Origin of the sequence: Tardiphaga sp., from assembly GCF_044336785.1 — a bacterium.
In the GTDB taxonomy this organism is placed as follows: Bacteria; Pseudomonadota; Alphaproteobacteria; order Rhizobiales; family Xanthobacteraceae; genus Tardiphaga.
This window is the reverse complement of the sequence record NZ_JBIIOT010000001.1, coordinates 46,807-72,028: the sequence shown is the minus strand read 5'-3', so window position 1 is coordinate 72,028 and position 25,222 is coordinate 46,807. Positions and strand designations below refer to the sequence as shown.

The window sequence follows — 25,222 nt, the reverse complement described above, 5'->3', positions numbered from 1 at the left end:
GGAAACATGGATTTTAGATTGCGCGGTCGCAAGGCGATCGTTTGTGCGGCGAGCCAGGGGCTCGGAAAAAGCTGCGCCATGGCACTGGCCCATGAAGGCGTCGATCTCGTCATCGTCGCCCGTCGCGAGGCCGTGCTGCAGCAGGCAGCGGATGATATCGCGGCTACGACCGGGACGAAACCGCGCATCGTTGCTGCGGATGTCACGACGGCCGAAGGGCGCCGGGCTATCCTGCAGGCGTGTCCGGATCCGGATATCCTGATCAACAATGCTGGCGGCCCGCCCGCTGGCGACTTCCGCAATTGGGAGCGCGAGGACTGGATCAAAGCGCTGGACTCCAACATGCTGGCGCCGATCGAACTGATGAAGGCCACCATCGATGGAATGATCGCGCGCCGTTTCGGCCGCATCGTGAACATCACCTCGCATGCGGTGAAGGCGCCGGTCGGCATGCTCGGACTCTCCAACGGTGCCCGTTCCGGTCTGACAGGTTTCGTGGCCGGCCTGGCGCGCAGCACGGCCTCGCACAATGTCACCATCAACAATCTTCTGCCGGGCACTTTTGATACAGACCGGCTAAAGACCAACCTGCAGGCGCTGGCCAACAGCACGAAGCGTCCCGTGGATCACGTGACCAGCGAGATCATCGCAGAAAATCCCACAAAGCGTTTCGGTCACCCCGACGAATTCGGCTCGACCTGCGCCTTTCTATGCTCGGCGCAGGCCGCATATATGACAGGTCAGAATATCCTGATTGATGGCGGTGCCTATCCGGGAACGTTCTGACATGGCACCCGAACCCGTATGGCGCAGCAGGCCTCGAATGAGCAATCGACATTGGCGCGCGGTCGCCTGCGTCGTGGCTGGCTTGCTACCGGCCGCAGCAGGGGCAGAGACAGTGCGTATCGGCCTGATGAACGATCAATCCAGCCTTTATGCCGATGCAGCCGGGCCGGGCTCGGTCGAGGCCGCGAAGCTCGCCATCATCGACTTCCAAAGCAAACATCCTGGATGGACCGTCGATCTGAAGATCGCTGACCACCAGAACCGGCCCGATATCGGTACGAGTATTGTTCGGAAATGGCTTGAGATCGATAAAGTCGATGCTGTGCTCGATGTTCCCAATTCCGGCGTGGCGTTGGCGGTCTCCGAACTGATGCGCGGAAGTAGAGCGGCGTTTTTGGCGTCGAGCCCGGCGACCTCGGATCTCACCGGAACGGCTTGTTCGCCTAACACCATGCAATGGACCTACGATTCCTGGTCCCTGTCGAATGCGATCGGTACCGAGATAGTGAAACGCGGTGGCAAGCGATGGTTTCTCGTTGCCGCTGACTATGCGTTTGGCCTCGCTTTCGAAAAAGATCTAGGTGTCGCCATCAAGCAGGCCAGCGGTGACGTGATCGGAACTGTTCGCCATCCGATAAATACGTCGGACTTCGCGTCATATTTATTGCAGGCCGCATCCGCGGACCCGGACGTCATTGCAGTGGCCAATGCTGGCGGAGATACAACAACGTCGATCAAGCAGTCGGTCGAGTTCGGCTTGCCGAAGCCGAGGCAGACGATGGTTGCGATGTTACTGACAATCAACGATGTGCATGGTCTCGGCCTGGCGTCCGCCAAGAATTTTGTGCTGAGCGAGGCGTTTTATTGGGACACTAATGATGCGACGCGCTCCTGGAGCAGGCGCTTCGCCGCGAAGAACAAAGGTAGAATGCCCACTATGAATCACGCTGGTGTTTATTCACAGTTGCTTGCCTATCTCGAGGCTGTAGAACGGATCAGATCGACAGAAGTCTCTCGCGTCTACGCTGAGATGCGGCGTGGTCCCATCGAAAACACGCTGTTTGGAACAGTGACCATTCGGACGGATGGTCGTGCTACGCACGACATGTATGTCTTTCAGGTCAAAAGTCCCGAAGAATCTGTTGGACCTTATGATTACTACAAACAAATCGCACGTGTTCCGGCAGCGCGCGCCTTTCGTCCGCAGGGTGAGGGAGGCTGTCCGATCCAGTAACGACAATAATCGTGCTCTAATCGATGCTGCGGACTAAGCGCAGCATTGTGATGCTGCAGCAAATTCACAGGCAAGAAGCCAGCTCGCAAAATAACTGAGGCCGCCGCCGTAGCGGATCAGCGCAACATGCTGCGCGTAAGCGTTGACGGTGTAGCCATGAAGCTAGAATATGTTGCATGCGAAGATTGTTTCAGCTGGTTTGAGCCGTAAGAAGCGAATTCGGGATGACCGCCCTTGGCGCAATGGGGGCGTCGCTGAATCTGGATGGTATTAGTGTTGAGAGTTGCACGCGAAGGCGAGTTGGTTGTTGCGATCCGAATCCTATGACACCATCCAAAGCAAAGTTCTCTATCGTCACGGATTTTTATGCCGCTTCGGAAGCATCCTTGGGAAGAATTGTCGGATGAGGAGTTGCTCAAGCAACGCTTCAGCAGTTTGAGGGTGACGATCGCAGGCACCTGGCTCGAGGATTGTATCAGCGCTCTGTATGAGGAGCTCGGGGATCGCGGCATTCTGCTTCGGCCGCATATGTGGATTTCGAGCGAATGGTTCAGTCCGGCGCATGTGCCAGGCGTTGCTATCCCGTTCTATCTCGCTCATCCGCGCCTGATGAAGCTTGAGAAGAAGATGATGTTCGAGGCCGAGGGCAGCACCCGATCGGAGTGCATGGCTATTCTTCGTCACGAGACGGGCCACGCCGTGCAGCATGCATACCAGTTGCAACGTCGCCGTCGTTGGCAACAACTGTTCGGCCTGTCGTCCAAGCGCTATCCACTTTACTATCGGCCAAATCCCGCCAGCCGGCGTTACGTTCAGCACCTACGGCGCTGGTATGCACAGAGTCATCCGGACGAGGATTTCGCGGAGACCTTTGCGGTGTGGCTGCGACCACGGTCGAACTGGCGAGCCCGCTATGCCGGCTGGCCGGCGCTGAAGAAGCTTGAATATGTCGATGAGCTGATGAGCGAGATCGCCGGCGCAAAGCAGCTGGTCACCACACGCGAGCGTGTCGATTCTCTGTCCAAGCTGCGCCAAACGCTCAGCGAACACTATCAGACTAAACAGGCATTCTATGCTTTCACGCCGCAGACAACCTACGATCGCGACCTCAATCGTCTTTTCTCAGCCGATCCTCGGCATCAACGCGCGCAGCCGGCGGCATCCTTCATCAGGCGGCATCGAGCGCAGGTCAGGCAGATGGTTGCGCGATGGACGGGCGAGAACCAGCTCACACTCGATGCCGTTTTAGACGACATGATCTCACGGTGTCGCGAGCTGGATCTACGTGCATCCGGACCCGAACAGCAACTGCTGGTCAATTTCACCATTCTTCTGACGGCCAAGACCATGCACGCGTTGTTTGGTCCGTCCAGGCGCAAATGGATTGCGCTATGAGGCGGCTGCGCGTGCTCGTTCTCATGCACCCCGATTGCGTACCGCCGGACTCAACCGATGGCTACAGCGCACAGGAGATCAATCTCTGGAAGACGGAATTTGACGTCGTCAGCACATTGCGCGCGGCCGGCCATGACGTTCGTCCGCTCGCCGTTCAGGAGGAGATCCGGCCGATCCGCGACGAGGTCGAAAATTTCAAACCCCATGTGGTCTATACGTTGCTGGAAGAATTTCACTACACGACCACGTTCGATCAGCACATCGCGAGCCTGCTCGAGCTGATGCGGATTCCATACACGGGGTGCAACCCGCGCGGCCTGATCCTGGCGCGTGGCAAAGACCTGTCCAAGACGCTGGTGCAGAATCGCCGAATCGCGGTGCCGGCCTTCGGTGTGTTTCCGATGCATCGCAAGGTCAAACGCCCCGCGCGGCTCGCTTTGCCCTTGATCGTCAAGAGTCTCAGCGAAGATGGGTCCAATGGGATTTCGCAGGCCTCAATCGTTGATAGCGACGAGAAACTTGCGGAGCGCGTCGCCTTTGTCCACGAGCGGCTCCAGACAGCCGCGATCGCTGAGCAGTATATTGAGGGACGTGAGCTCTATGTGGCCGTGCTCGGCAATAATCGGCTACGTGCTTTGCCTGTCTGGGAACTGAAGTTTGGTAATCTGGGTGGCCAGGGCGCACGGCAGATCGCGACCGAAAAGGCAAAACACGATACCGACTATCAGGAGCGCGTCGGCATCTTCGATGGGCCTGCTGATGATCTTGCGCCAGAAGTCACCGCTCGCATCCAGCGGACTGCAAAGCGCATCTACCGAACGTTGGGGCTAGATGGGTATGCGCGCATCGACTTTCGTTTGTCTGCAGATGGCACGCCCTACTTCATCGAAGCCAACCCTAATCCAGAGATCGCGAAGAGTCAGGAATTTGCCAAGGCGGCCCTGTATGACGGGATTGATTACACGAGCTTGCTGCAGCGCATTTTGACCTTGGCAATCAGCCGGGCGAAAGCAGGGGCGTCGATCGGCTAGGCGGATCCGAAAATGGCGCCTATCAAGCGGCTTTGTCGATCTCGATGGAAAATATATCCGCCCCTTTCACCGGGAACAGCCGTCGAGCGAACGGATGAGATGATCAGGCTTCATCTCAGACAGAATGGATGTCCGCTTATGGCGCAAAGCGGCCGCAGGAGCTCAGGTGGAAGGCGCGCCCCGCGCGGTCGTCCGTGCCGCACGACTGCCAATCTCAGGTTCGGTCAAAGAAGCGAGCCATCGCTTTTTCTGCAGGGGTACTGCGGCGTAGTTCTCTTTTCGAGTTTGTCGATGAGTTCATCCGCTGCGGCTTTGAATGTGCTCGCGTGTGATCGTTCAATTGCGCTCCGGTCAAGCTTGCGTTGGTGCGATGAGCCAACGCGACGCGCCGGCAATTGCTTTGCTTCGTCCTTGGCTGTTCGCGCTGCGCTCAATCCGATTGCGGGGTAGGTCCCCAATGCGAGGGACTTCTGTTTGCCAAGGAAGCTGTAGGCCAGGCGTTAAGCCTTGGTGCCACTAGAGCGGACAAGTAGATGGAGACCATCGGAGAGTTTGTAGGTCGGCTCTCTAGCCTCTGCGTTTTTACATTTAGCGTCAGTGAGCATTCAAGCAATCCAAAGCGCGGACCAACACATTGGGCGCCCGGACCAACAAAGCTCGTGGATGTCGCTGGACAACCAGGACGACCGCGGACGTCGCGCCTCAGTTAAACTTGCACAATATCAATGGTTTGTTGATGGATTTTGGCTGGTTTGCTGTTCTTGGAAAGCGACCTCGGACCAACTGCTGGTGCCCCCTGCCGGACTCGAACCGGCACGCCCAGAGGACTCAAGATTTTAAGTCTTGTATGTCTACCAATTCCATCAAGGGGGCAGGCCGCGTCTGCATAGCCGCAAATGCGTCCCACGCCAAATCGGATCTATCGCAGCTGTTCCGGCCTCAATCCGGCCACCCGGCGCTGCTTTACGCAACCTCAACATGGACCGCCTAGAAAGCTCCGATGACCGCTCGTGTGCCTCGCCCTTATCTGCCGTCTCGCATTGCTGCGGCGGCTGCGCTGCTGTTAACCGTCCAGCTTGGCGGCTGCGCCAGCATGGGTGATGGCATGCTGTCTGGTGCGTTCGTCGATCCGTCGATCTATGATCTTTCCGACTGCCCACAGCTCGAGGCCGAACGCAAGCGGCTGCAGACGCGGACAGCTGAATTGCAAGGTCTGATCGACAAGGCGCAGACCGGCACGGCGGGCAGCGTGGTTGGCGAAGTCGCCTATCGCAACGATTATATTTCGACCCGCGCGCAGGCCAAGCTCGCCGATGAGCAGTGGCAGAAAAGCAAATGCGTGGCGTCGGTCCCGCCACCAGCCCCGGCGCCTGCGGCTCCCGCCAAACGGTCGCGCGGGCACTGATCTCTCGTTTTTAGAGCCGCCAATTATAAATCCAGTCCTGCCGTGCCTGCAGCCGCTTTGGGCCGAGCAGACGCATGACCGTATCGCGTGCAAAAGCCATAGGCTCCTGCAGGTGATAAATCTGGCCTTGCTGGCGCGCCGTGCGCTGAACGCGGGTGACGCGCGGCTCTCTCTGCGCGGCGTAGCGTGCCAGTGCGGCAGGGATATCGCCATCGTTCCGCGTTTCGCCGAGACATTTTGCCAGCACAGCCGCATCCTCGATGGCCATGCCGGCGCCTTGCGCTGCAAAGGGGACCATGGCGTGGGCGGCGTCGCCGAGCAGCGCAACACGGCCGCTGTGCCAGACGCCGCCATCCGGCATCGTATACAGCGGCCAGCGCCCCCAATGATCGATGGTAGCGATCATGGCGCGCGCATTGGCGGGCCAGCGCGCCTTGCTGAAATGCGCATTGAGGTCATCGCTGCCGTCGGGCGTGCTCCAGCCGGGCGCAAGCAATGCGCCGGGGACAATGGCCACCAGATTGATGCGCTGGCCGGCCGACATCGGATAGATCACCAGATGCGCGCGCGGCCCCATCCAGAGCTGTACGCCGGAGGGCCGGAGGTCGCTCGGCAAGGCCGCGGCGTTGCAAGTGCCTCGCCACGCAATGAGGCCGGAGAATTGCGGTTGGACGCCCGGGAAGAATTTACCGCGTACTGCCGACCAGGCGCCGTCAGCGCCGATCAGAGCAGCGGCTTCTAGATCGTCGATGCGAATGGCGTCGGCGGCAGCCTCGATGGCCTGCACCGGCGAGGCTAGGCGCAGATCGATATTGGGATGGCTCTGCACGGCTGCCAGAAGGGCACCCTGCAGATCCGCGCGGTGCACCAGCCAGTAGGGGGCATCGGCATGGGCGCTCGCAGCCAGCGGCAGGCGCATCACTTCGCCGCCACTGCGCGCCGTCCTGATGCTGACTGTTTCGGGGCAAACGACTGCGCCTGCGAGCTGCGGTTGAAGGCCGAGATCGAGTAGGATGCGGCTGGCATTTGGCGACAGTTGCAGGCCGGCGCCGACTTCTTCCAGCCGCTCGGCCTTTTCGCGCAAAATAACGCGAAAACCTTTAGCCGCCAAAGCAAGCGCCGCAGTCAACCCGCCGATGCCCGCACCAGCGATGACGATGGTGCGCGGCGACGGCATGTCAGGCGATCAGGCCGCCTTGTCCGTCACCACGCATTCCGGCGGCCGGGCCTGGCCGGCAGGCAGATCGGCAGCGTAGCGGTACAGCGTCGAGCAATACGGGCAGATGATCTCGTTATCGTCGCCCAGGTCGAGAAACACGTGCGGATGGTCGAACGGCGGGTTGGCGCCCACGCACATGAACTCCTTCGAGCCGATCTCGATGATCGGAACGCCGGCGTCATTGTGAAAGTGCGGAACCACGTGGTCGGACATCGTATCTACCTTTGCTTGCAACAGTCGCGCGCTGACGTCGCGCGGCCGTTCAGTGCGGTGCACCATACTGGCCTCGGACGCTGATTCCTAGACTGCGGAACTGGCATTCAGTCCTGCAAATTCGACACAGTTTAGGCGTTTCCGGATAGCCCTTCTTTCGTCGGGGCGGTTGTGTCCGAACCGTGACGCACCACTTGATAAGAGGTGCAAGGATAAGGTTTCGGAATGCGCTTTCGGCTCGATACGGCTCTGACGGGGATTGCGGTCTGCGCGACCGTGAGCCTGCTCGTGTGGCCGCATGCGCGCGACGCAGGGGCGGTATTGCTGGCGCAGGACGATCCCGTGGCGCTGGCTGATGCGCAAGTGAGCGCCGCGCTGCGCCGCGACCCGGACATGCTGGCAAAGCAGGCCGAGGAGGCTTTAGCGGCTAAGGACGCCGATCTCGCCAAGAGTTTTGTCGACCTCGCCGCAGCGCGCAACGTGAAGCTGCCCGAGGATCTCACTCAGCGTGTCGGGGATGCCGTGGCGGTGGATACATCCGCAGCCAATTTTGCGAAACGCTTTGCGACAGGCTTCGTGACCGGCAATGCCGATGACATCGGCAGCCTGTCGGGAACCGTCGCCGGCGATCTTTTCGTGTTCGGTGATATCCGCGACGCGATCCGCGAAGGCAAGCATCTGGCTTTCGGCGAGGAGACCGATCACCTGATTCTGGGCCTTGCGGCGGCAGGCCTCGCCGTCACTGCAGCAACTTATGCCAGTGCGGGCGGTGTCGCGCCGGTGCGGGCTGGGCTGACACTTGTGAAAGACGCGCGAAAGGTCGGGCGGATCGGCGAGGGGCTCACCACATGGGCAGCGCGTTCGGCGCGCGGCATGGTGGATGGGCCGGTGCTCAAGGATGCGATGGCGAACGCCTCGGTGTTTCGGCCAGGCCAAACAGTGGCTGCGATCAAGACCGCGTTCCGTGCCGAGAAAGCGGGCGACATTGTGCGCTTTGCCAAGGATGTTGGCCGTGTTGGCGAGAAGGCGGGTACACGCGGCGCGCTGGATACGCTGCGCATCGCGCAAGGGCCGAAGGATGTGGCGCGAGCATCGAAGCTTGCTGTCGCCAAAGGCGGTCAGACGCGGGCGATCATCAAATTATTTGGCCGCGGCGCGGTCGTCCTCGCAGCAGGCGCTTTCCAGCTTGGTCTATGGCTGTTCTGGGCGCTGTGGATGCTGATCGGGCTCGTCATCTCGATCAAGGCAACCACCGAGCGCATCACCTGGTCATATCTGCAGCGATCCAAGCTCCGCCGGATCAGGCGCGAGCTCGCCGCACGTCAGGACGTATTACTTCAGAACATGGCCACACGCGCTAACGTGTCACCTCCTGCACTGGCGCCGGTCCTCGCACACGGCTAAATTCACCGCTTCCCACCCACATTGCATGTCTCAATCATACGGAATCCTGGATGCCGAGCTTCCAAAACGGCGCAGTCGAAATTGCTTATCTCGATGAAGGCGAGGGCGAGCCCATCGTGCTCGTGCATGGCTTCGCCTCGAGCAAGAACGTCAACTGGGTATATCCGACCTGGGTGTCCGAGTTGAAAAAGCACGGCCGCCGCGTCATTGCGCTCGACAATCGCGGCCACGGCGATTCCACCAAACTTTACGATTCCGAACAATACGGCATTGGCACCATGGCTGCCGATGTGCGTGCGCTGCTCAAGCATCTGAATATCGAGCGCACCGACATGATGGGCTATTCGATGGGCGGGCGCATCACCGCCTATATCGCCTATAGCCATCCGGAGGTGCTGCGTTGTGCGATCCTCGGCGGCATCGGCATCGGTCTGATCAAGGGCGGTGGTCCCGGCGAAAATGTCGCCACTGCCCTTGAGGCAGCGTCGCTCGATGACGTCTCCGATCCCATGGGCCGTACCTTCCGTGCTTTCGCGGACCAGACACGATCGGACCGCCGCGCCCTCGCTGCGTGCCTGCGGGGCTCACGCCGGCTGATGACCTATGAAGAGGCTGGCGCGATCAAGGTGCCGGTCTTGATCGCGGTCGGTACCACCGACGATGTCTCCGGTTCCGCGCATGATCTCGAAAAGGTCATTCCGGGCTCAGAAGTGCTGGATATCCCCAACCGCGACCACATGCGGGCGGTTGGGGACCGCGTCTACAAGGAAGGCGTGCTCGACTTCCTGTCGCGGCAGAACTGATCACGTCATCGCTGGCGGCGATGCGGGGCCTTGATTCCACCGCGGGACCGCCCACTTCTTTCGCACGCCCGGTAATTGGGCGTGCTGGATCGTTCCTGGTAAGTCACGCGAATCCAAAGGGTTAACGCGCAATTACCGAGTAAGCCGGCATTCACGATGGCATGAGGCCCGTTACGACAGCGTCGGGCACTGTGCTATAGTCCCTGCCCAATTGATGAATTTGCGAGTCCGCCATGGCCGTGCAGAGCACCGTTCCGATCACTGCGAAACTCGCAACTCTGGACCCGATCTGGGATCGAATCCGCAGTGAGGCCGAGGATATCGTGCATCGCGAGCCTGAGCTTGCATCCTTCATCTATTCGACGGTGCTGCATCACAATCGCCTTGAAGATTCCGTGGTGCATCGCGTCGCCGAGCGCCTCGATCATGCGGCGCTGTCCGGCGACCTGATCCGCCAAACCTATAATGAAGCGCTGCGCGACGACCCTGATATCGGCAATGCCTTCCGTTCGGATCTGGTCGCCGTGTTCGATCGCGATCCCGCGACCTCGCGCTTCATCGACCCATTGCTTTATTTCAAAGGCTTTCACGCGATCCAGTCGCATCGTCTTGCGCATTGGCTTTATAACAAAGGTCGCAAGGACTTTGCGTGGTATCTGCAGAGCCGCGCGTCCAGCGCGTTCCAGACTGATATCAATCCAGCAGCCCAGATCGGTCGAGGCATTTTCCTCGATCATGCCACCGGCTTCGTGGTCGGTGAAACGGCTGTGATCGAAGACGATGTCTCGATCCTGCATGGTGTGACGCTCGGCGGCACTGGCAAGGAAAACGAGGATCGCCATCCAAAAATTCGTCGCGGTGTTCTCATCGGCGCGGGCGCAAAAATTCTCGGCAATATCGAAGTCGGCCATTGCGCGCGTATCGCTGCGGGCTCGGTGGTCGTGAAGCCGGTACCGCACAATGTCACGGTGGCTGGTGTGCCGGCGAAAATCGTGGGCGAGGCGGGGTGTTCGGAGCCGTCGCGCACCATGAATCAGATGCTCAACGCACTCGGTTTGTAAGCGTTGCGACGATCTGCGCCGGAATACGAATTCCGACGCATGTGCAAGCAAAATGCGCGTCTCATTCGCGCAGTGGATGACGTGAATTTTCGACAAACGGCCTAGCCGTACGCGTCATCTCGGATTAAACGTTTCTCCATCAGCCCATCCCACATCACCTGCATTGGAGACGCCTGTGGACGTTCAGGAAGTCAGAAAACTCGACGCCTATCTCAAGCGCGTATTCGGCAACCAGAAGATTCGCGTCGTGCCGCGCCCGAAGAAGGACGACTCCGCCGAAGTCTATATCGGTGAAGAATTCGTCGGCGTGTTGTTTGTCGATGACGAAGACGATGATCGCTCCTTCCAGTTCCAGATGGCGATCTTGGAAGAAGATCTCGCCGACAGCGAGTAAAGCGAACGACTGTCCGCAAGGTGCGGGCAGCTACGCGTTTGTGGCCGGCTTGATGCCGGCCATGCAGTTGCAGAACACAAGCCGTTTCGCGTGCGAGTATGCTTGCGATCGCCCCGAAGTTGAGTGATCCTCAGCGAGGGGATGGGGATGGCACGCGTTACCGATTTCATTGCCTTGGATGTCGAGACGGCCAACGCCGATGTGGGCAGCATTTGCTCGATCGGGCTGGTGCACTTTCGTGCCGGAAAGATCTTCAAGTCGCTGACGATCCTTGTGGACCCGCAAGGACCCTTTGATCCCGGAAATATTGCCATTCACGGCATTCGCCCGAGCGATGTCGTCGGCAAGCCGACAATGGCCCAGGTCTTTCCCGTTCTTGCGCAGTCGCTGAACGGGACGATTGTTACTCATCACAGCTCGTTCGATCGTCGCGCCTTCGCAAGCGCAGCCACCCGTTATGGCGTTACCGAGCTGGAGTGTTTCTGGCTCGACACGCTGGCTGTTGCGCGGCGCACATGGCGCGAATTTGCGGATGCTGGCGGTTTCGGCCTCGCCAATCTCAGCCAATCCTTCGAGATCAAATTCCGTCATCACGAGGCAGAAGAGGACGCGCGGGCGTGCGGGTTGATCATGCTCAAGGCGCTTGAGGATTCCGGGCTCGATCTGGAGGATTGGCTCGGTGTGGTCGGACAGGCTGCCAGGCGCACTGTCCGCGAAGCATCGCGTGTGGTCGTGCCGCGAAGAAACGAGGCCTTTGCGCGTTATGCGCAGCCGGGTGAACGTAATGGAATGCTCATCGGCGAGACGGTCCTGTTCACCGGTTTTCTACAGATGCATCGAAGCGAGGCGGCCAGCCTCGCCGCAAAGGCAGGCTGCAATGTCGTGGATACGGTCAGCAGGAAGGTCACAGTGCTGGTCGTTGGCGATCAGGATCTCAGGCTGACACGCGGGAACGTGAAGAGCAGGAAACATCGCAAGGTCGAAGAGATGATCGCGGAGGGCTTATCTGTCCGCATCGTCGGGGAAAGCGAATTTCTGCAGATGGTTGGATAAAGCATCAACGGAAAGCAGGCGTCCCAGTCGATGACTGGGACGTGCAGTCAGGATGCAGCTCGCTCACTGCCCGCCCAACTGCGCCGACAGACGGTCCATGGCCTCACCGACTGTGCGCCAGTCGTCGAGCCAGGCGCGTGGGAAGCGGAAGATGAGATCGGCGCCGCCGACGCGGCGTTCGCTCATGCACATACCTAGGGTGGCCCCATCTCGCGTGCAACGCGCGGCTAACTTCGGCGCGCTGCCCAGAAACAGGTCTTCCTTCGCATAGGGCGTGTTGTCATAGAAGGGCTGAATGGTCAGCCCGTCGGCACTGCGTGACGCCTGATCTGCATAGAGTGGATAGATCGTACGCAGTCGCGCATCCGGCGATGTTGCATTGTGATGCGCCGAGATCGACAGGAAGATGCGGTCGATTGGCTGCACATGCTCGTCGAAATTCTCCACGGTCACATGACGCGGTGCTTCGCTCGCTTCCAGCGAAGGATAGACATAGCTGAGATCGACACGCTCCTGCGGGCCCGAATGCTTTTGCACCTTGCGGCGGAATGCATGGGTCTGGACGTTGAACAGCGTGGAGCCGACGCTCACCGGAATGCGGTCGGGATCTCCAGCCTTCTGGCTCTGCCAGGTCGGCCATAGCAGATAGGCCACCACCGCCACAGCAGGGGCGGCGAGAGCCACACCAAACAGAATTGGCACGAGATGGCTATGACGACGCTGGCGACGTGGCCGGGTCGTCGGGTGGGTCGGGAACAGCAAGGACATGCGCGCGTAAGCAGCTACCACTCAACAAACCCACGGCTTCTCCATGGGCGAATCAACTGGTCGAACATGCACTTGAATGGTTAACGCCTCGCTGTTCGCTGAGTGGAACCGACATACTCTTTTCCTCCACGTAAAATTGAAGAGATCGCGTTAACGATTTTTTAACGTAACTGTGGCGTTCGGTCGCAATATGGTGCATTGCAAGAGAGAACAACAAATTGACCCAGAAGATTTTCTTATGTCTCCCATTGCACTCAACTGTTTCCTTCAGCTCGCTATCGGTTTTGCAATCGCCGGTGCGATCGCCAGCGCTTACCAGGCTTTTGTCAGCCGGCCGCCGAGCTTCGCATTGCTGCAGCAGGGTCCGACCCCGGAAGGTTTTGCAGCCGTGCCGCTGCTGGTCTTCACGGCGCCCTTCATCATCATGCGCAACACGCTGCGTTCCGGTGCGCCGGATCAGCATCGCATCCAGTTCGTGATGATTGCGACAGTGCTTGCCGGATTTTGGAGCTTGATGTCGGGCACCTTCATCGTCCTGACGCTGCAGGCCCTCGGCATTATCGCCTGAGCATAACCTTCGCGTTTACGCGCACTGGTCTCCGCATGCTGCTTCATGGCAGTGTGATCCGCATAGGGAGACCAAGCACTCATGGCAATTTACGAACTCGACGGGCAGGGCCCGGACCTTCCGGCCGACGGAAATTACTTCATCGCCGATACTGCCGATGTAATTGGCAAGATCCGTTTGAAATCGCAGGCGAGCGTCTGGTTCGGCGCGGTGTTGCGTGGCGACAATGAATGGATCGAGATCGGCGAAGGCTCGAATGTGCAGGACAACTGCACCTGCCACACCGACAAGGGCTTTCCGCTCACCATCGGCAAGAACTGCACCGTTGGGCACAACGTGATCCTGCACGGCTGCACCATCGAGGATGGTGCGTTAGTGGGCATGGGGTCGATCGTGATGAATGGCGCGCGCATCGGCAAGAACAGCATCGTCGGCGCCGGTTCGGTGATCACCGAAGGCAAGGAATTTCCGGAGAACTCGTTGATCATCGGTTCGCCCGCACGCGTCATCCGCACGCTGTCCCCCGAGCAGGTGACCGCCATGGGCAGCGCCGCGCGCTTCTATGCGGCCAACGGTCCACGCTTCACGCAGGGCATGAAAAAAATCGGCTGAATCGCATCGGTAGGGTGGGCAAAGCAAAGCGTGCCCACCATTCGCCCGAACATGAGACGGTGGGCACGGTGCTGCGTACCTTTGCCCACCCTACATGTTACGTGCCTTCCGACTCCCGCGCTTCTATCGCGCTGGCCACGCGCTCATGGCCGGCGCTCCATAGTGCGAAGTCCTCAGTCCCTTCCTGATACGGATTGGCTTCGGCGGGGATGTTCTTTTCCGCGGCGCCTTCACCCTCAACGAACGGATCTTTTTGCGGCTCGTTTGGCATGTGGTCGCTTCCTTGTTGTGGGTGACTTGCTTGCACGCACTTTCGTTCGGCGCGGTGATGGCGGCTGACTGGCATTTTTCACGCTCTTGCGCAGCGCATCCGGCAGGTCGATCGGCACGCCGTGCTTTTTGAGAAGATCGGCGAAAGCCTCATCGGCAAGCTCCTGGATCGTTGCCATGCGATCGCGGCCGAGCTGGGTGAGCTTGGCCAGCGTGTCGTCGTCGAAGCCGATCAGCTTTCGCATGGCATGAATCCGTGTTGTGCGGATCAAGCCTCGCATGGCGGATTCGTTCCGGATGCGGGAACTGGTGCGTCCAACTGTCGTTGCCCTCGAAAGGGAGATCTCCAATGGCTTACACATCGAAATTTATCGCAATCGCCGCCGCTGTTACGCTGATGTCATCGACACTGGCCTTTGCGCAGAGCAGCGCCGGCGGAGCAGGCGGTGGTGGTGCAACTGGCGGCGCTGCAGGCACAAATAGTGCTGGCACCGCGAATTCAAGCGGAGGCCGCGCGCCAGCCGGTATCACAACCGGTGCCAGCGGCACCGGGCAGTCCCTTGATGGCAAGCCGAGCACCGGCAACGATCTCGTCGACAAGCAGGATCGCGACGTCGACCGCAAGGTCAAGAATATCTGCAAGGGCTGTTGATCCGCAGGGGGCGGAGTCGCGTTTTTAATATTGAAGAACCATCACAACCGGTCGCGAACAAGTGACGGTGTTTGAATTCCGCAAGCCCTCCGTAATGGGTTAGATAGCTACCAACGGTCGCGCGATAGGCGCTGGTGGAGAGTGGCTATGTTACGCAAGGTGATATTGGGAGTAGTCGCGGTTGCAACGCTTGCACTTGCGGTGCCGTCGGTGGCCTCTGCACGCGGCGGCTTCCATGGTGGTGGTGGTTTTCATGGAGGCGGTTTCCGCGGCGGTGGTTTCCATGGCGGTGGCTTCTATCGTGGCGGTTTCTACCGCGGCGCTGGTTTCGGCTTTGGTCTGGGTTACCCCGGCTATTACGGCTACGGCCCGTATTACGGGTATGGCTATGGCTACCCCTCGATCTATCGCTACGAGGATATCGGCGGCTGTCGCTTGGCCAATCAGCGGGTTCGCACCGCCAAAGGCTGGCGCGTTCGCCGCGTTGAAGTCTGCGAATAGGTAAATTGATCCGTGCAGTGCGAGTGCCCTTATGCGTCCGGCGTAGGGGAGCGCTTCGCCCACGGCGCTTAAAGGTGGGCGGCGATTATGCTACTAAAGTCGCAATCGAGCGCTGTTGCGGTATCTCTGTGCTGCGCGTCGCTTGAGGTTTGCGCAGCCCGATAAGCGCGAGGGGACGTCAGGTCGGCTGGTTCGTCAATTGCAAGTTTCGGCTTGCAGGCCCGGGCAGATGATCATGACCTTTGACATTTCTCACCTCACGCTTTTCTTCGTGGCGATTGTGTGCGCGCTCGCCACGGCCTTTGTCTGGATGTTCTGCGAATTGGAGCGCCGCTTCGGCCAACGCATCGCGGCGACAGCGCTCGCGCGCTTCGGTTACCGGGCTGATGGTACGCGCGATCCCAACAGAATTCGCCGCAGCTAGCTCTCTGCATGACGCGATCTGTATGACGCGTTGGCGCGCTGCGCTCGTGCTTTCTTCTGATCCTAAAAAAGTTGCGGCCGAACCTTGGGGGAGGTTCGGCCGCGCGCGATCCGGTCTGGGACGGGGAGGGGTGGGGATGTGACCGGGTCGCGTGTCTCCAATTCCTGTTGTGATCAGCGAGCGCTGGCGGTCGCTGTGGCCGGGCGGTTGTCACCGAGCGAAACCCACTGGTTCGGATCGCTCTGCGACTGACGCTTGACGAAGCGGTAGCCGGTCTCGGTCCAGGCGAGCACGTTCTCGTTCTGATTATCGAGCACGTATTCGCCTTTGTCGGTCTTCACGGTGAGCACGGCATGACCGTCGCCCTTCTTGTCGCGCACTACAGTGATGAGCAGCGCTTCACGCGGCCAGCCGGCCTCGATCAGCATCTTGCGCTTCAGCAAGACGTAGTCTTCGCAATCGCCGTAGCCGTCGTCGGGCAGCGACCACTTCTCGATCACACCCCAATGATCCATGTCGGTGATCGGCTTGATCGTCTCGTTGACCCAACGATTGACCCGCACCAGATCCTTCCACGCCGTCTGCGTAATTACGATGTCGCGTGGCTGCGTGGCACCACCGCGGCACTCGCCCGGATTCTCCGAGCAGAATTCGACCCAACCAATCGGCGCACGTGTCGTGTCGCCGAGACTTGCATAAAGTTTTTCGCCAGCAGCATGCGCTGTCGCAGAAAGTCCGCACAGGATTGCCGCAACGACAAATCCAGTGATACGCCCCGTGTTACCAGCCATTGTTGGCCCCCGTTCTTGTTGGGACCATCATTGGCAGGAAGGATTTTCGTCGCCGCTAAGTCGGCGAAGTGCAATTGAGACGACTACAATTCAAACACGCGGCAAGATTGATTCAAATTTTATGCATTCGGGTTTGCGTAAAATCGCGCGTGTTAATCGTCGAAATGTTGGAAAACAAGGAACCGAGCGCGACGCGTCTTGGCGCGCGTTAACTGCGGCGATTAACTCGGCCGCACGTGTGCGGTATCTGCTGGTGCAGACAGCGCACTCAGAACGCTACAAAATCGGGATTTGGTGCGCTGTCGCGTTTACCGCGCGTTGACGCTGTCTTCCAGTGTCTCTGGAGACTGCTCATGCGCGAACTCCAGCGCGAAGCCGTCTTCGAGGTGACGGACGACGCGCGCGGAGATGCGGCCGAGCATGACCTGGGCATTCAGCGGCGGATGCTTCTCCGCCGCGATGGCGGCGCCGGACAGCGACAGGTCGATGATGCGGACATTCATCTGGATGCCGTCCTCGAGGGTGAGGACAACGATCGGGTTGCGCGGCACGATACGGTCGTGGCGGCGATCTTCCGGCAGATTGAGGATGTCGCGATTGGCGAGCCAGGTCAGCTGCGCCGCCAGTTTGTCGCGCTTGCGCGGGGTGGCACCCACGGTCATGGCAAAGCCATTGTCGATAATGCGCGTGATTTTGCCTTCGACGCGGCCGATATGGTCGAGATAGGCGATGACGCGGTCGCCGACCTGACCGATGCCGGGGCCGAGCAGCGCGAGTCCGCCGGGAGACATGTTGATGACCTGGCACGGGAATTCGCGGCGATCCGGCAGCATATAGCGGCCGAGAAGATGGACTTTCACGCGCTGGAAGCGTCGCCGTTCTTCAGGAGAAGGAAGAATCGATTTTGTCTGGGCGAGCGCCATCGGTGTCAGGCCGGTCCTGCGAAGAAATTCGCACTGACCGTACGGCGCGCAAGGTTAACGCGGCGTTACATATACCACTTTTCCGCAACCCTTTGGGGTGAGTCTAAGAGTTGGTCGCGCAGAGGTCGTTCAGCTCACGCCTTCATATACCATCAGGCCACGCGCGGCCTGCAGCTTGCGCATCACGCGCGGCGCAAAGCGCTGCGGTTGATGGGCGAGATAGCGATAGGATGTGACCTGCATCGGGCCGAGGCGCCCGTTGAACGGCGTCATCGGCGCCAGGAGGCCGGTGAGGCTGATCGGCGTATGCGCGCGGGCGGCGAAGGGGAGCAGCAGCAGCTCCAGATGCGCCTTGTCGCCGAATTCGGTGTGGGCCGTGACGCCGGCGACGGCGACCAGCAATTCCTCAGAAACGACGGTGACCATCTCCTCGATCTCGCTACGACCGGCGAGGCTGAAGAGTTCGGGGAACGGCTTGTTCTTCAGGTCGCGGCCGAGCAGGGCACAAACTCTGGTGCCGGCGACACGGAACGGGAAATTGGCGGCCTTGTCATAGCCGAGCACGAAGATGTCGCCGAGCAGCTCGCGCATCGGGCCGGGCTCGATCTCGCTGCGATCGGGCGCACGCGCAAAACCGCGCTTTTCGTCCCAATAGGCGAAAAACTTCCGGTTCGAAGGATGTTTCATGCGCGCTGATCCTGACCCGGCCAGCAGGCGAACAGGGACAAGTCTGTCCCGAATCCATCCAATACCGACCGCTACATGTTGTGCAGAGAGGTCATTGCAGCGTCCATGCCGAAACCGCGTTTTCCACTGAGTCGCTTTGGCTTTTCCGCGTTAACGTTATCTTCACCATATTCTTGCGGTTCGGGGGACAACTAGTATTCTGCCTGCACTCCAGAGCGGGGCGAGCTGTCTCCAGCGGTTCGTTTCGCGCGCTTCGATACACAGGGTTGTCGTCAAACAAGACGGTCACCGCGCGGGGAGGGGTGGGGATGTCGGCCTTGCGGTCGATACATGTCGCCCGGCGCGAGAAGATCGATCAGACCAGGGAGAGCCTTTCTCAGAGGCTCTCCCTTTTTCTTTGCCTGATCGTTGTCAGGCCGGCCGCGGCACAATCACCGCGACGCTAAGCCCGCCGAGCGCCGAGCGCTCCAGTTCGATCCGCCCCCGATAGGCTTCGGCGAGATCGCGGGTGATGGCGAGACCGAAGCCGGTGCCGGGCAATGTCTCGTCCCAGCGTTGTCCGCGCCCGATCGTCTGCATCTGCTCTGTCTGCAAGCCGGGCCCATCATCCTCGACGCGCAGCAAGGTATGATCACCGGTCTGCATCACGGTGAGCCTCACGCGTGTCGCCGCCCATTTGCGGGCATTGTCGAGGAGGTTGGCGAGGATCTCGGTGAGGTCGCCTTCATCGCCGGGGAAACTGACGTCTCCAGCGACATCGCAGTCCCATTGCAGGCCCCGATCATCGGGCAGGCGACGCAGCGCGCGAACGATCTTGTCGGCCACGGGCGCGACCGGAATAGCGCCGCGGCTCAGGGCGGCCGAGACACCGGCGCGCGCGCGTGCGAGCACGCGGTCTACCTGTTTGCCCATCAGCAAGATTTGTTCGTCGATAGGGTCGGCCAGTTCGTGGCTGTCATCATGGCGTGCCTGTCGCGCTACTGCGCCAAGAACTGCCAGCGGTGTTTTCAGACCATGCGCGAGATCCGCAGCATGCGTTTTCGCGCGCTCCAGCGCTGCATCCTGGAACGCAATCAGCCGGTTGAGATCGTTCACCACCGGCTGAACCTCGTTCGGAAAGCGGCCGTCGAGTGAGCGGCTGCTGCCCGCATGGATGCGCCGCAGCCCGCGCCCCAATTCGTCGAAAGGACGCAGAGCGAGGCGGATGAAGATCGACATCGCGACAATGAGGATGAGGCCGAGGGCGCTCAGCGACAGCAACAGCAATCTGAACAGGTACTGTTGAGATTTGGCGAGGTCGGTCCTGTCCAGCGCCGCGACGAGTTGCAGACGCACATCGGAGCCCGACGGCGATGCCACCGCGATGGTCTGCACGACAGCGAGCAGCTTCGCATGATCGGGGCCGGCGAGATCGGTGGTCCAGCGGGTGTCGCCATGCTGCGCGGCGGGGACAGTGAGCGAATAGTCCCAGAGCGAGCGCGAGCGCGCGCGGTTGTCGCCATTGCTGATCTGCCAGTAGAGGCCGCCATAAGGTTTCTCGAAGCGCGGATCGGACATCGGCGCTTCCAGCGAAGGCGTCCCGTTCGCGTCGATCTTCACCTGACCCGCAAGCGCCACGACGATCTGACCGAGTTCGGATGCGGCGCGGCGTTCAATCTCCTGGTTGAAGATGCTTCGAAGCCCGAATGCGGCAAGGCTCAACGCGATTGCGATCGCCAGTGCAGCCGCGCAACTCAGTCGGAATAACAGCGAGCGCGTATTCACGATGGCTCCGCCGGAATGCAATAGCCGCGACCGCGATGGGTCTCGATCAGCGGAAAGCCAAGCTTTTTGCGCAGCCGTGCGACAATGGCTTCGATCGCGTTGATATCGCGGTCGGTATCGCCAGCATGAATGTGCTCAAGCAATTCGCCCTGCGACATGGTGCGCCCGCGATGCAGCAGCAGATAGGCCAGCAGGCGATATTCCATGGCGGTGAGTGCGAGCGCGCGGCCATCAATGGTCGCAGTCTGCGACCGCGTGTCGAGCTCGAGCGGGCCGGCCTTGATCAGCGCGGACGCCTGACCCGCAGCGCGGCGGGTGATCGCCCGCAAACGTGCCAGCAGCTCCTCCATCTGGAATGGTTTCGCCAGATAGTCGTCGGCACCGGCATCGATGCCTTCCACCTTGTCGCGCCAGCCGTCGCGCGCGGTGAGCACCAGCACCGGCGTTGCAATGCCGGCCTCGCGCAGTCGGCGCAGCACCGAGAGCCCGTCGAGCTTGGGCAATCCGAGATCAAGCACGATAGCATCGTAGTCTTCGGTCTCGCCCTTGAACCAAGCCTCTTTGCCATCGGCGACGGTTTCAACTGCATAATTTGCAGCTTCCAGTCCGCGGCGGATATCTGCGGCGATGCGCGGTTCGTCCTCTACGACCAAAATGCGCATGGGTCAGTCGATCTTGATGACAGCAAGGGTCTGCGCATTGATCTCGATCTCGCGGCGCTTGCCGGATTCGGTGAGCACCTTGATCTCATAGACCCACACACCATCGTCGCGATCGAGCTCGACCTTGATGACCTCGCCGGGCAGCTTCTCGCGAGCGACTGCCAGCACGTCGGTTAGCGGGCGAATCTCGCCGCTTTTCAGCGCCTGCAAGGCGCAGTCCTGCTCCTTCTTGCAGTTGGATTTGTCGTCTTTTGCAACAGCCACATGCGTATTGCCGCTGCTGGCGATCAGCGCGGCGAGCACGCTGCCAATCAGCAACGCGTTGCGGGTGATGATGCTGGCGCGCATGGTCATCGCGTGCTCCGGGGCATGGCGTCTCGTCGCTTATCCAACCAGCGCGGATTCGCGCATGCGCGTTGCCGGCTTCGTGAGTGGTTTGTCATCAGTCTCGCTGGCAGGGTCGATGGGGGCGTCCATCGGCCGGCGCCGCTTGGCCTCAACGTGGCCTCCACCTGCCGGTGCCGTCAAGCCGGCGACGGCACAGACCAAAATCATCACGATCACGAAAGTGTCGAATGGCAATTCCACCGCAGCCATCAGGGGCAGGGTGACGACAAGCAGGAACATGGCGGGCAACATGGGACATCTCCGTGGATTGAACATGTCCCGAATCTACCGATGTCTCGCTGACGGCTTCCTGACAGACGGTGTCAGGAAGCTGGTGGGCACCCTGTGACACCAAGGCCGCCCCACCACATGCAAAGGATGACCTCATGAAATACGCACCCGTCGCCTTGATCGTCGCATCGCTTGGTCTCGCCACATCGATCGCGCATGCCGATGACGTCGCTTGCAAATCCGCAGCCAACGGGCAGGGCCTGTCGATCGACAAGGCGATCGAAAAGGCTCAGGCGCTTGGTTACACCGTCAAGAAGGCCAAACGCGACAAAGGTTGCTGGGAGGTCGAAGGCTTCGACCGTAACGGTGCCGAAATCGAGATCCGGCTCGATCCGGTCACCGGCGAGATCGTGCGGCGCTAGGTGTGACAGTATCGCATGCGTCGCGCGGCATCATCGTATCAATGAAGCGGTGAATTCGCGCGGCGTAGCGCCGAGGCGGGCGATCAGTTTGCGCAGCACGGCTTCGATACGGTCGGCTGCGTCGGCGATGAGGCGGCCGGGGGCGCTGTGAGCGATGTTCGCAGCCGAGGCTTCGGCGGCCGGCAGGGCCGCGTCGCTATTGCCGAAGGCGCTGACATGGTCGCGCAGCCGGATCAGGCGATCTTGCAGCAGATCGCGTTCCGCGGGATCGAGCTGCGGATGTGCCGCAGCGCTGACGGCGAGAACGCGGACCCAGTGCACGCAGGCGACGAGATCCGGCAACGCATCCGTGCGCGGGATCAACGACACCTGCCGTGCTGCCAGCATCGGCAACAAGGCGACGCGCAATTCCTGCATCGCGAGGTCGGCACGGCGCATCGCCAGGAGCGGCGTCGCCGTCTTGCCGCACAGCGCGTCGCGGCTGGTGTCGATGACGTCCAGCAGCCGCGCCATCAATGTCAAAGCGCGGGCACGGACGTGATGCGAGGTCGGCAGCGGCACGATCCACAACGCAGTGATGAAGGTCGCCGCAGCGCCGATCGCGGTTTCCACGAGGCGCAGGCCAACGATTGACGGCAAGTCGTCACCGAGCACGCCATAGACGAGACCGATCAGCAGCGTCAGGAAGAAGATGCCGACGGCGTAATTATACAGCACATAATAGCTCCAGCCGATCAGGCAGATCGTCATGCCGACCAGCACCAGCGCTGGATGCGCGGGCACGAAAGCCGCGACGCATAGCCCCGCAAGTGCGCCGCAGGCGGTGCCGATGATCCGCAGCGTGCCTTTCTGCAAGGTATCACCGACCGAAGTCGTGCCGAGCGAGATCACGAACACGCTGATGATTGCCCAATACCAGTGCTCCGGCGATAGCGGATAGCCCACCACGGCCGCCATCACCGCGGCGCAACCAGCGCGCAAGGCCGGTCGCCAGGCCAGCGGTGCCGGTGCCGCAGGGTGGACTTCGACCGCGGTCACGGTGCTCTGCTGGCGCTGCAGCGTTGCTGCCGCATGGGCCAGCGCAGCCAGCGCGGAGCGCCAGCGAGCATCGTCCTCAGTCTGCAGCACGGCATGCGTGACGGCGATCTCAAGTGCGGTCAGCGCCGCAATCGCACTGTCATGACCTTCCAGATTGCCAAGAGCCAGCTGGCTCTGTGCTGCCATGACGGCGCGGTTGAGTTGCAGCAGATGCCGTTCGATCCGGTGCGGATTCGGTTTTGCCTGCCGCGCCTCACGTATGACGCGATCGGCCTGTGCGGCGATGCTGGCGAGCATCAGCTGCGCCACGTCGGATGGATTGTCGGGAAACAGGCGCAGCACTGCGAGGCAGATGGCGAGGGCAGGGATCGTGAGCGCGACGATCACGCCCTGGTTCGGCAGCGGCGGGTGCAGAAACACGCCGAGATAGTAGCCGATCAACGCCGCGAGTCCGATCGCAACCACGCGCGGTCCACGCGTCTGCAGCAGCGTCGCCACCGCCAGCAGCACCAGCAAGCCGGCGACGTCGAGCAGCCGCCAGTGGGCCAGCGCACTGGCGATCACGAACAGCGCGATGCCGGCGATAAAAGCCATCACCACGGTGCCCTGGCGTTTCGCCAGCGTGGCATCGCGCGTGAACAGCATGCACAGCATCACGAACAGGATCGCCGGCGAAGCCTCGATCAGGGGCAGTCCGAAATGCAGCAGCAATGGCACGATCAGCAGCGCGCTGGCCACGGTAGCGAGACTGGTGCGCAGGGCTGCCGTGAACTGCAACAGCCCGGCATCGAGCGGCATCAGGGCAGCCAGAACGGATCGGCGGAAAGAAGGAATGTCGTCCTCCACACGCAGGGAGTGATTGGTAAGTGATGCTGACCTAATTTGTTGCGATGCAACATAGCCAAGTTTGCGGAGCCCGCGTGCGTCGGAAGCATTGCTCGCGGGCAGTGGCTGTGGGACCGCTGCTATCTTGCATCGCGGCACCAATACCGCCTATCTGGAGCATCGCTCGCCAGAGCCGTTACAGACCGTGCCGCCTTGGATCCTTCTGAAAATCCCCCACGCGAACCGCTCCTGACCCTGCCGGGCGCGCTGACCGCCTATGTCGGGCTGCTGGCGGTCATTCATGTGATCCGCGTGCTGCTGCCCGTGGATCTGGAATACTGGACCATCGAGCTGTTCGGGTTCATCCCCAAACGTTACGACCAGACACTGCTGTCGATGCCATTCCCAGGCGGGATTGGCGCGGATATCTGGACCTTCGTCACCTATTCGCTGCTGCACGCCAATCTCAGCCACATCGGCTTCAACATATTGTGGCTGTTGCCTTTCGGCAGTGCGCTGGCACGGCGCTTCGGTGCGGTCCGCTTCTTCCTTTTCATGGCAGTCACGGCGATCGGTGGCGCAGCCGCGCATCTCGCCACTCATGAGCATGAACTCGCACCGATGATTGGTGCATCGGCTTCGGTGTCCGGTGCCATGGCGGCGGCGATCCGTTTTGCCTTCGTGCGCGGCAGTTTCTTGTCTTTCAACCGTGGCGATGCCGATCAGTCCGCGCGAGTTCCCGCTCTGCCGCTGTTCCGCGCGTTGCGTGACCCACGGGTCATCGGCTTCCTCGCTGTTTGGTTTGGCGTGAACATCATTTTCGGCGTCGGTTCGATTGCTGTTGGCAGCGAAGGCGCAACGGTGGCATGGCAGGCGCATATCGGCGGCTTTGTTGCGGGTTTGCTGCTGTTCTCGCTCTTTGATCCGATTCCGCGCGGGACGCGACGGGATACCGAGCCATCTCCTGCGGACATGCCGGACTTGCATTGACCGCGCGCTCGCACCTTGCGGGTGCACTGCACTTCCCCCATCATTACAAATAAGACAGGTGACTCACGCCGGCAGGTTCGGCTCTCGAGGCCGAATCCGTTCTGCGTGAGCGGTGGTTTGGCTCGATCACCCCTACCTCAAGACCATCGAGCTACGCCTCCGGATCCGCTTGTTCACAACAAGAACGAAAGACCGCGCTTCTTTCAGGGGCTTGGTCAGTGAGGAGGCGACAAATGCTGGTTAGTGCAATTCTCGATGGTAAGGGCCATCACATCGTCAGTGTCGCGCCGAGTGACAAAGTGTCTTCGGTGGTCAAGCTGTTAGCCGAGCGGAAAATCGGTGTGGTGCTGGTCATGACCAAGCAGCAGATCGACGGCATCATCTCGGAGCGCGATATCGTGCGCGTGATCGCTGAGCGCGGTGCCGGCGCGCTGGATGAAGATGTCGGCGCTGTGATGACGCGCAAGGTCGTGACCTGTTCGCCGACCGATACCGTGGGCTGGATCATGGAGCGCATGACGAATGGCAAGTTCCGCCACGTGCCCGTGCTTGACGATGGCCGCGTGGTCGGCCTGATCTCGATCGGTGACGTCGTGAAGTCGCGCGTCAGCGAATATGAGCACGAACAGGAAGCGCTGCGCGAATATATCGGCACCGCTTGAATTTCAACATGCAACGAAAAAGGCCGGGCATGATGCCCGGCCTTTCC

30 protein-coding genes and 1 tRNA gene are annotated in these 25,222 nt (G+C 60.7%); 18 read left to right on the top strand and 13 right to left on the bottom strand.

All coding sequences use genetic code 11. From position 1 onward, the window contains the following. Positions 1–6: 6 nt before the first annotated feature. From ACIQ2A_RS00400 to ACIQ2A_RS00385, 4 genes are all read left to right on the top strand, one after another. Complete coding sequence (locus ACIQ2A_RS00400; protein WP_398474557.1) at positions 7–786, top strand: SDR family oxidoreductase; 780 nt, start codon at positions 7–9, stop codon at positions 784–786. A gap of 37 nt (positions 787–823) precedes the next feature. After that, complete coding sequence (locus tag ACIQ2A_RS00395; RefSeq protein WP_398474555.1) at positions 824–2,020, top strand: ABC transporter substrate-binding protein; 1,197 nt, start codon at positions 824–826, stop codon at positions 2,018–2,020. Between the two features lie 411 nt (positions 2,021–2,431). Then, complete coding sequence (locus tag ACIQ2A_RS00390; protein WP_398474553.1) at positions 2,432–3,415, top strand: putative zinc-binding metallopeptidase; 984 nt, start codon at positions 2,432–2,434, stop codon at positions 3,413–3,415. Next, positions 3,412–4,446 (top strand): ATP-grasp domain-containing protein, encoded by a 1,035-nt coding sequence (locus ACIQ2A_RS00385; protein ID WP_398474550.1) that lies wholly within the window; start codon positions 3,412–3,414, stop codon positions 4,444–4,446. The genes ACIQ2A_RS00390 and ACIQ2A_RS00385 overlap by 4 nt, the downstream gene beginning before the upstream one ends. A gap of 787 nt (positions 4,447–5,233) precedes the next feature. On the opposite strand, the gene ACIQ2A_RS00380 is transcribed toward ACIQ2A_RS00385, so the two are convergent. After that, positions 5,234–5,319 (bottom strand) — tRNA-Leu (locus ACIQ2A_RS00380). 127 nt (positions 5,320–5,446) lie between these two features. On the opposite strand from ACIQ2A_RS00380, the gene ACIQ2A_RS00375 reads away from it, so the two are divergent. Further along, positions 5,447–5,851 carry a twin-arginine translocation pathway signal gene (locus tag ACIQ2A_RS00375; protein WP_398474548.1) on the top strand — a complete coding sequence of 135 codons (405 nt, stop codon included), beginning with the start codon at positions 5,447–5,449 and terminating at the stop codon, positions 5,849–5,851. Positions 5,852–5,861: 10 nt separating this feature from the next. On the opposite strand, the gene ACIQ2A_RS00370 is transcribed toward ACIQ2A_RS00375, so the two are convergent. Both ACIQ2A_RS00370 and ACIQ2A_RS00365 read right to left on the bottom strand, forming a co-directional pair. Then, positions 5,862–7,028, bottom strand: a complete 1,167-nt coding sequence (locus ACIQ2A_RS00370) for an FAD-dependent monooxygenase (protein ID WP_398474546.1) — start codon at positions 7,026–7,028, stop codon at positions 5,862–5,864. 9 nt (positions 7,029–7,037) lie between these two features. Further along, on the bottom strand, positions 7,038–7,283 hold the full coding sequence (locus ACIQ2A_RS00365; RefSeq protein WP_398474544.1) for a zinc-finger domain-containing protein: 246 nt from the start codon (positions 7,281–7,283) through the stop codon (positions 7,038–7,040). A gap of 225 nt (positions 7,284–7,508) precedes the next feature. Between ACIQ2A_RS00365 and ACIQ2A_RS00360 the strand changes: the two genes are divergently transcribed. From ACIQ2A_RS00360 to ACIQ2A_RS00340, 5 genes are all read left to right on the top strand, one after another. Continuing rightward, positions 7,509–8,687, top strand: a complete 1,179-nt coding sequence (locus ACIQ2A_RS00360) for a hypothetical protein (protein WP_398474542.1) — start codon at positions 7,509–7,511, stop codon at positions 8,685–8,687. Between the two features lie 50 nt (positions 8,688–8,737). Then, the gene (locus tag ACIQ2A_RS00355) at positions 8,738–9,490 is read left to right on the top strand and encodes an alpha/beta fold hydrolase (RefSeq protein WP_398474540.1); all 753 of its coding nucleotides are present in this window, start codon (positions 8,738–8,740) and stop codon (positions 9,488–9,490) included. A gap of 233 nt (positions 9,491–9,723) precedes the next feature. Then, positions 9,724–10,551: a serine O-acetyltransferase gene (gene cysE, locus ACIQ2A_RS00350; RefSeq protein WP_398474537.1), complete on the top strand. Its 828-nt coding sequence runs from the start codon at positions 9,724–9,726 to the stop codon at positions 10,549–10,551. A 175-nt stretch (positions 10,552–10,726) separates the two neighbouring features. Then, positions 10,727–10,945: a DUF3126 family protein gene (locus ACIQ2A_RS00345; RefSeq protein WP_211909241.1), complete on the top strand. Its 219-nt coding sequence runs from the start codon at positions 10,727–10,729 to the stop codon at positions 10,943–10,945. 147 nt (positions 10,946–11,092) lie between these two features. Further along, positions 11,093–11,998: an exonuclease domain-containing protein gene (locus ACIQ2A_RS00340; protein WP_398474535.1), complete on the top strand. Its 906-nt coding sequence runs from the start codon at positions 11,093–11,095 to the stop codon at positions 11,996–11,998. 63 nt (positions 11,999–12,061) lie between these two features. Here the strand turns inward: ACIQ2A_RS00340 and ACIQ2A_RS00335 are convergent, their stop codons facing one another. Further along, positions 12,062–12,766 carry a hypothetical protein gene (locus ACIQ2A_RS00335; RefSeq protein WP_398474767.1) on the bottom strand — a complete coding sequence of 235 codons (705 nt, stop codon included), beginning with the start codon at positions 12,764–12,766 and terminating at the stop codon, positions 12,062–12,064. Positions 12,767–13,004: 238 nt separating this feature from the next. Between ACIQ2A_RS00335 and ACIQ2A_RS00330 the strand changes: the two genes are divergently transcribed. Both ACIQ2A_RS00330 and ACIQ2A_RS00325 read left to right on the top strand, forming a co-directional pair. Next, entirely contained in the window at positions 13,005–13,334 is a 330-nt protein-coding gene (locus ACIQ2A_RS00330; RefSeq protein ID WP_398474533.1) for a DUF6949 family protein, read from the top strand. Positions 13,335–13,415: 81 nt separating this feature from the next. Then, entirely contained in the window at positions 13,416–13,946 is a 531-nt protein-coding gene (locus ACIQ2A_RS00325) for a gamma carbonic anhydrase family protein (RefSeq protein ID WP_398474531.1), read from the top strand. 236 nt (positions 13,947–14,182) lie between these two features. Here ACIQ2A_RS00325 and ACIQ2A_RS00320 read toward each other — a convergent pair whose 3' ends face one another. Next, complete coding sequence (locus ACIQ2A_RS00320) at positions 14,183–14,461, bottom strand: hypothetical protein (RefSeq protein ID WP_398474529.1); 279 nt, start codon at positions 14,459–14,461, stop codon at positions 14,183–14,185. A gap of 104 nt (positions 14,462–14,565) precedes the next feature. Here ACIQ2A_RS00320 and ACIQ2A_RS00315 point away from each other — a divergent pair, with 104 nt between their 5' ends. The 3 genes from ACIQ2A_RS00315 to ACIQ2A_RS00305 all read left to right on the top strand — a co-directional run bounded on the left by ACIQ2A_RS00315 (position 14,566) and on the right by ACIQ2A_RS00305 (position 15,793). Then, positions 14,566–14,868 carry a hypothetical protein gene (locus ACIQ2A_RS00315; RefSeq protein WP_398474527.1) on the top strand — a complete coding sequence of 101 codons (303 nt, stop codon included), beginning with the start codon at positions 14,566–14,568 and terminating at the stop codon, positions 14,866–14,868. Positions 14,869–15,015: 147 nt separating this feature from the next. After that, positions 15,016–15,369, top strand: a complete 354-nt coding sequence (locus ACIQ2A_RS00310) for a hypothetical protein (protein WP_398474525.1) — start codon at positions 15,016–15,018, stop codon at positions 15,367–15,369. 235 nt (positions 15,370–15,604) lie between these two features. After that, positions 15,605–15,793, top strand: coding sequence for a hypothetical protein (locus ACIQ2A_RS00305; protein ID WP_398474523.1), 189 nt, complete (start codon positions 15,605–15,607; stop codon positions 15,791–15,793). A 173-nt stretch (positions 15,794–15,966) separates the two neighbouring features. Here the strand turns inward: ACIQ2A_RS00305 and ACIQ2A_RS00300 are convergent, their stop codons facing one another. From ACIQ2A_RS00300 to ACIQ2A_RS00270, 7 genes are all read right to left on the bottom strand, one after another. After that, positions 15,967–16,584, bottom strand: a complete 618-nt coding sequence (locus tag ACIQ2A_RS00300; RefSeq protein ID WP_398474521.1) for a transglutaminase-like cysteine peptidase — start codon at positions 16,582–16,584, stop codon at positions 15,967–15,969. Between the two features lie 308 nt (positions 16,585–16,892). Continuing rightward, positions 16,893–17,507 carry a PilZ domain-containing protein gene (locus ACIQ2A_RS00295; protein WP_398474519.1) on the bottom strand — a complete coding sequence of 205 codons (615 nt, stop codon included), beginning with the start codon at positions 17,505–17,507 and terminating at the stop codon, positions 16,893–16,895. Between the two features lie 129 nt (positions 17,508–17,636). Next, positions 17,637–18,194, bottom strand: a complete 558-nt coding sequence (locus ACIQ2A_RS00290; protein WP_398474517.1) for a PAS domain-containing protein — start codon at positions 18,192–18,194, stop codon at positions 17,637–17,639. 411 nt (positions 18,195–18,605) lie between these two features. Next, the gene (locus tag ACIQ2A_RS00285; RefSeq protein WP_398474515.1) at positions 18,606–19,958 is read right to left on the bottom strand and encodes an ATP-binding protein; all 1,353 of its coding nucleotides are present in this window, start codon (positions 19,956–19,958) and stop codon (positions 18,606–18,608) included. Then, a complete protein-coding gene (locus tag ACIQ2A_RS00280) occupies positions 19,955–20,620 on the bottom strand; it encodes a response regulator transcription factor (protein WP_398474513.1) in 666 nt (221 codons plus the stop codon). Before ACIQ2A_RS00280 ends, ACIQ2A_RS00285 begins: the two co-directional genes overlap by 4 nt. A 3-nt stretch (positions 20,621–20,623) precedes the next feature. Continuing rightward, on the bottom strand, positions 20,624–20,974 hold the full coding sequence (locus tag ACIQ2A_RS00275; RefSeq protein ID WP_398474511.1) for a PepSY domain-containing protein: 351 nt from the start codon (positions 20,972–20,974) through the stop codon (positions 20,624–20,626). Between the two features lie 30 nt (positions 20,975–21,004). Next, a complete protein-coding gene (locus tag ACIQ2A_RS00270) occupies positions 21,005–21,259 on the bottom strand; it encodes a hypothetical protein (RefSeq protein ID WP_398474508.1) in 255 nt (84 codons plus the stop codon). A gap of 134 nt (positions 21,260–21,393) precedes the next feature. Between ACIQ2A_RS00270 and ACIQ2A_RS00265 the strand changes: the two genes are divergently transcribed. After that, positions 21,394–21,660 (top strand): PepSY domain-containing protein, encoded by a 267-nt coding sequence (locus ACIQ2A_RS00265; RefSeq protein WP_398474506.1) that lies wholly within the window; start codon positions 21,394–21,396, stop codon positions 21,658–21,660. 30 nt (positions 21,661–21,690) lie between these two features. Here the strand turns inward: ACIQ2A_RS00265 and ACIQ2A_RS00260 are convergent, their stop codons facing one another. After that, positions 21,691–23,496: an FUSC family protein gene (locus ACIQ2A_RS00260; protein WP_398474504.1), complete on the bottom strand. Its 1,806-nt coding sequence runs from the start codon at positions 23,494–23,496 to the stop codon at positions 21,691–21,693. Between the two features lie 240 nt (positions 23,497–23,736). On the opposite strand from ACIQ2A_RS00260, the gene ACIQ2A_RS00255 reads away from it, so the two are divergent. Continuing rightward, a complete protein-coding gene (locus ACIQ2A_RS00255; RefSeq protein WP_398474765.1) occupies positions 23,737–24,513 on the top strand; it encodes a rhomboid family intramembrane serine protease in 777 nt (258 codons plus the stop codon). 233 nt (positions 24,514–24,746) lie between these two features. Next, complete coding sequence (locus ACIQ2A_RS00250; protein ID WP_398474502.1) at positions 24,747–25,175, top strand: CBS domain-containing protein; 429 nt, start codon at positions 24,747–24,749, stop codon at positions 25,173–25,175. The last annotated feature ends 47 nt before the right edge of the window (positions 25,176–25,222 follow it).